Origin of the sequence: Aminiphilus sp. (genome assembly GCF_029975095.1) — a bacterium.
GTDB lineage: Bacteria > Synergistota > Synergistia > Synergistales > Aminiphilaceae > Aminiphilus.
Genome location: NZ_JARKPW010000053.1, coordinates 1 through 4,411, shown reverse-complemented (window position 1 = coordinate 4,411; position 4,411 = coordinate 1). Strand labels below are relative to the sequence as shown.

Genomic DNA, 4,411 nt, shown 5'->3' with positions numbered 1-4,411 from the left:
GCACTGTTGCTCTCCCACCGGGCCTATGTGCTCCAGACGGGACGGCTGATTCTCTCGGGAACGTCCAAAGAACTCCTCGCAAATCCAGAGGTGGAGGCGGCCTACCTCGGTGGAAAACCCGCAACGCACTGAAGGAGCCGGGTACCACACGGACGCCAGAGCAAAAACGAGACGTATCCGGAGGGCGTGTCGCCCTCCGGATACGTCTCTCGGGACTCGTAACGACTCTCTCGCTCGATCAAGTGAATGAGGTTCGCTCTGTCTCACAAAGCGGGTGCCGGCTGATACCCGCGCAATGAACGCGCCACAGACAGGAAGGACGATGCGGCGGCATTGGTGAAAAGGGAAGCGCGTCGATGAGCATAAAAAAAGTACTGCCGATTCGAATCGGCAGTACTTTGGGAGACGACGAACGTGAGAACGTTACTTCGACGCGGACTTCTTCAGTTCCTGAATGATATCGTTGGTGATGTCCTCACCGCCGAAGAAGACCATGCCCTTGTCGAGAACCAGTGTGATTCCCTTTGCCTTCGCCACGGCACGCATGGCAAGATCCACATCCTTGAAGAGGGGTTCCATGAGTTTGTTCTGCTCGGTTGCGGCCTCTTCGCGTTTCTTCTGATAAATGTCCGCTTTTTTCTTGTTGTCCGACTCGGTCTCGATGGCCATTTTTGCCTCGTTCTGCTTCGATTCGACGACCTGCTGGATTTTCTTCTGTGTTTCTTCGAACTTGGGGTGGTTGAACATGATCCTCTGGGGGTCGATGATGCCGATCTTTTCCGCCGCAAGTGCCACCCCACTCGCTACCCCAGTGAGAACGACAACCGCCAACACCAACAGGACGACTTTTCCGAACGCTTTCATTCCCCACGGACCTCCTCGAAAGTACATTCGTTTGCGATACCTTTTTCCTACACTCGGGAAATTGTACTCTGCGGAACAGCTCCCGTCTAGGTAGAAATGCTGAAACACCACGGTTTTCCGACTTGCATTCAGGCACGGCACACATCGCACACATCTTCGGACGTTTCTCTCCGGTACGGATCATGGTAGCATGATTCAGCACGGAGAAGGGCAATTCGTTGAAACGGCAGACGCTCCGTTTGTGTGGAAACCATCCCGTCACCCGCTCAAAAATCCTTGCCCGACACGCTGGAGGGATAGGTCATGTCCTGCATCGCCACTTTCGAGACGACCCACATGGCGCTCCGCTTCGAAAAAATGTGCCGCGTCTCTGGAATCAACGCCCGCATAACGCCGGTCCCACGGGAACTCTCCGCAAGCTGTGGTCTTGCCTGCCGCTTTCCCTGCGAAGCCCAAGACCACATTCGGGCTCTCTGTGAGAAAAATCACGTCGAAGTTGCGGAGTACCACAGAATGGAAGAATGACGGAACACGAACGATCAAACCCGTTCACGAAGAGACGGACATGGGCGGTTCCGGTCCGTGGCAGCGCCGTTTCACGCCTCACATCTTTTCCAGGGAACCTCTGAATAAGGCTGCGTCAGCTCCGCAGGACGCCTCGCAGAGCCTGATGCGACCCGAGTGAAGGGCGGGCAAAATGTCTTTATTCAGAGCTTCCCCAGTATGCTGCGAATCTCCTCAACCACACGAGAAACATCGTCGTTTTCCATGGAAGGGAAAAGCGGCAAGGAGATCTCCCCCCGATAGAGGCGCTCCGCCACGGGGAAATCCCCTTCCTTCCAGCCGAAACGTTCCCGGTAATACCGGTGCAGATGGACGGGAAGATAATGCACCTGCACACCGATGCCGGCCTTCCGTAATTCCTCGAAAAGGTGTTTCCGCACCGCAGGTTCGAAATTCGCCGCGTAAAGATGGTAGGCATGTCCGGGGTGAGCGGGAGGCGTTTCGACGACAGGCGCGGACGTCGTTCCGTTCAGTTCCGGCAACAGGCGGTCGTAGCGCGCCGCCAGTTCCCGCCTCCGGGAGACGAAGGCGTCGAGCCGGCGCAACTGGCTGAGGCCAAGAGCGGAGCCGAGATCCGTCAGCCGATAGTTGTAGCCCAGGTCCTGCATCTCCGTATACCAGGGACCGTGAGGTTCCGTCCGCATCTGCGCGGGATCCTTGGTGATGCCGTGGGAACGGAACAGGCGAAGCCGCCGGGCGAACTCGTCGTCGTCGGTCACCACCATGCCTCCTTCTCCGGTGGTGATATGCTTCACCGGATGGAAGCTGAAGACCGTCATGTCCGCATCCCTGCCCACCTTACGCCCTTCCCGTTCGCCTCCGAGAGTGTGGCAGGCATCTTCAATAAGGACGGCTCCAACTTGCTCCGCCAAAGCCCGGAAAGACTCCAGCGGCAGAGGAAATCCGGTAAAACTCACGGGAACAATGGCCTTCGTCCGGTCGGAAACGACCTGTTGCGCGGCTGCCGGATCCAGGCACCACGTCTCCGGGGCGATGTCGGCGAAACGTGGCAAGCCTCCCAGGTACAACGCAGCGTTGCTCGTCGCCGCAAACGTCATGGGGGGAACAATGACCTCGTCACCGTGCCCGACGCCGGCGGCATACATGGCACCGTGCAGTGCCGCCGTTCCACTGGAAAAGCTCACTGCGTGTCGGACGCCCACTTTTTCCGCCAGAGCATTCTCGAAGGCATCCACCGTGGGACCCATGGTCAACCAGTCCCCCTTGAGAATGGCCACTACGGCGGCGATGTCCTCATCGTCGATCCATTGATGCCCGTAGGGAAGAAACGCCTGTTTTTCCGCCAAGGTCATACCCCTTTCCATCCGGCCCGGTCCGGTTCCGTCCCGGTTCTTTCGTTTTTGAACTTCATCTTCATGCGAAAACACTTGCGGATTCGCACCGATTCTATCCCGCCGAAGAAAACCATCCGACATCTTTCCGGTATAAAGGCTTATCCCGAAAAGATCGATAACAATGGACCTCACTGAAAAACAGCACGCCTCCTGCCCCGCAATCGCGCAGCGTTCTCCGAAAGCCCCGCCCCGATTGCGTGGAAAATTGCGATGTTCCCCGCCTCTCTTCAAGTCTTCGCATGGCATTGTAAACGAGAAGGTAAAAGAGGCAACACTGACGGCAAGAGGAAAACGACCCGCCACAGGCGAACACGCGAACTTCAGTGTCTGTCCTCCAACCACGCCCTCACCGTCCGCGCGACCTCGACGGCTCCATTGAGATTGACGGACGGATCCGGTTTTTTCCACTTCCGGGACAGCACTCGGGCCACGTCTTCTCCGGTGAAGGTCCCCCATTCTCCCAGATTTTTCCCAAGTCCGCGTTGCTCGATGAGTCCGCCGATACGACACTGGTTTGAGGCGACCTGAAAAACTGCGAGGGGTTTTTCGAGAGCAAGAGCCTCGTAGGCGGACACACTGGAGGTACAAAGGACAAAACCCGCTCCAGCCAACAGGCGCGGATACTCCTCGGGAGCCACGAGGAGACGCGCATGAGAAAGGAAACGCGCATGTTGCCGGGCACGTTCGCGCTCCCCAGGCGGAACAAAAGGACCGAGCACGGCAACCAGCGGCGGAAAAGTCGGACGCCACCACTCGAGAAACGTGCTCGTCACGGAACGGACGTCCGCACTGCCCGCAGAGAGAAAAACATACTCGCCGCTTTGCCGAGCAACGTCCGCGAAGACAGAGCGGAGCAGGGCATACCGAAGCCCCAGAAGAGAACGTTCCGGTGAGGTGCCGTACCCCAACTCCTCGGCTCCCAGATTGTAGTTCAACAATACCGAGGCAACCTCGTCAACAGGACGGTCTCGACAGTCATCAATCACGCAGAGCGGCGCAACGGCCCGGAGTTCGCGGAGAAACGAGAGTTCCGGAACGTAACTGTCCACTACGATAAGATCGGGACGCTGCTTTCGCACAAGGCCGACAGCATCGGAAGCAAACAGAACCGCTTCGGGGAGAGTCTCCACGAGCGCTTCCCGGGGCAACATCGCCAGGGCCGATTCGTTCACCATCCATCGGCATTGCAGCCCTTCCGCGTCGAAAGCCGTCGCTAGAGCGACACAGCGGGAGATATGACCGCCACCGATCCCTGGGCCCCCGTTCGAGAGGACAAGTACGCGCATTTTTCTCACGATTCTGTCTCCACACGTTGTCTCCGCACCGTTTTTTGTTCCAGAGAAGTGACCCGTCTACGAAAATCCCTGCCGAAAAGGGCGAACCGCCCGTTGTTCTCCGCCGGTACGGCCTTCCGGGGCCTCATTATATCCCCCTTATGTTGTAAAATGAAAGCATCGGCAGAACGGCAAGGAGTCCTGCGTACAAGGGCGGACGATCCCGCCGTTTCTTGCTTCGACCCCTTGTTTCGCACTCTCGGAGCGCGGCGAGGCGATCATTCCTGGCGCTCCGACCCAGCGAGGAGGTTTTTTCATGTCGCGCAGCTTCTGCACCGAAGGCCCCATCGACAA

Annotated in this window: 5 protein-coding genes and 1 pseudogene; 2 read left to right on the top strand and 4 right to left on the bottom strand. The window is 57.9% G+C overall.

Features of this window, described 5'->3' with window-relative positions; all coding sequences use genetic code 11:
- Positions 1 to 132, top strand: a pseudogene (locus Q1K49_RS03395) (ABC transporter ATP-binding protein); the annotation flags it as partial.
- Positions 133 to 423: 291 nt separating this feature from the next.
- On the opposite strand, the gene Q1K49_RS03390 reads toward Q1K49_RS03395, so the two are convergent.
- Positions 424 to 864, bottom strand: coding sequence for an OmpH family outer membrane protein (locus Q1K49_RS03390; protein WP_300522814.1), 441 nt, complete (start codon positions 862 to 864; stop codon positions 424 to 426).
- A 303-nt stretch (positions 865 to 1,167) separates the two neighbouring features.
- Between Q1K49_RS03390 and Q1K49_RS03385 the strand changes: the two genes are divergently transcribed.
- Positions 1,168 to 1,389, top strand: a complete 222-nt coding sequence (locus Q1K49_RS03385; RefSeq protein ID WP_300522812.1) for a DUF3343 domain-containing protein — start codon at positions 1,168 to 1,170, stop codon at positions 1,387 to 1,389.
- A 182-nt stretch (positions 1,390 to 1,571) separates the two neighbouring features.
- Here the strand turns inward: Q1K49_RS03385 and pseC are convergent, their stop codons facing one another.
- The 3 genes from pseC to Q1K49_RS03370 form a co-directional block, all read right to left on the bottom strand.
- Positions 1,572 to 2,741 (bottom strand): UDP-4-amino-4,6-dideoxy-N-acetyl-beta-L-altrosamine transaminase, encoded by a 1,170-nt coding sequence (pseC, locus tag Q1K49_RS03380; RefSeq protein ID WP_300522809.1) that lies wholly within the window; start codon positions 2,739 to 2,741, stop codon positions 1,572 to 1,574.
- Positions 2,742 to 3,103: 362 nt separating this feature from the next.
- Positions 3,104 to 4,078: a hypothetical protein gene (locus tag Q1K49_RS03375; protein WP_300522807.1), complete on the bottom strand. Its 975-nt coding sequence runs from the start codon at positions 4,076 to 4,078 to the stop codon at positions 3,104 to 3,106.
- A 138-nt stretch (positions 4,079 to 4,216) separates the two neighbouring features.
- On the bottom strand, positions 4,217 to 4,411 hold a 195-nt coding region (locus Q1K49_RS03370), incomplete at its 5' end, for a hypothetical protein (protein ID WP_300522804.1).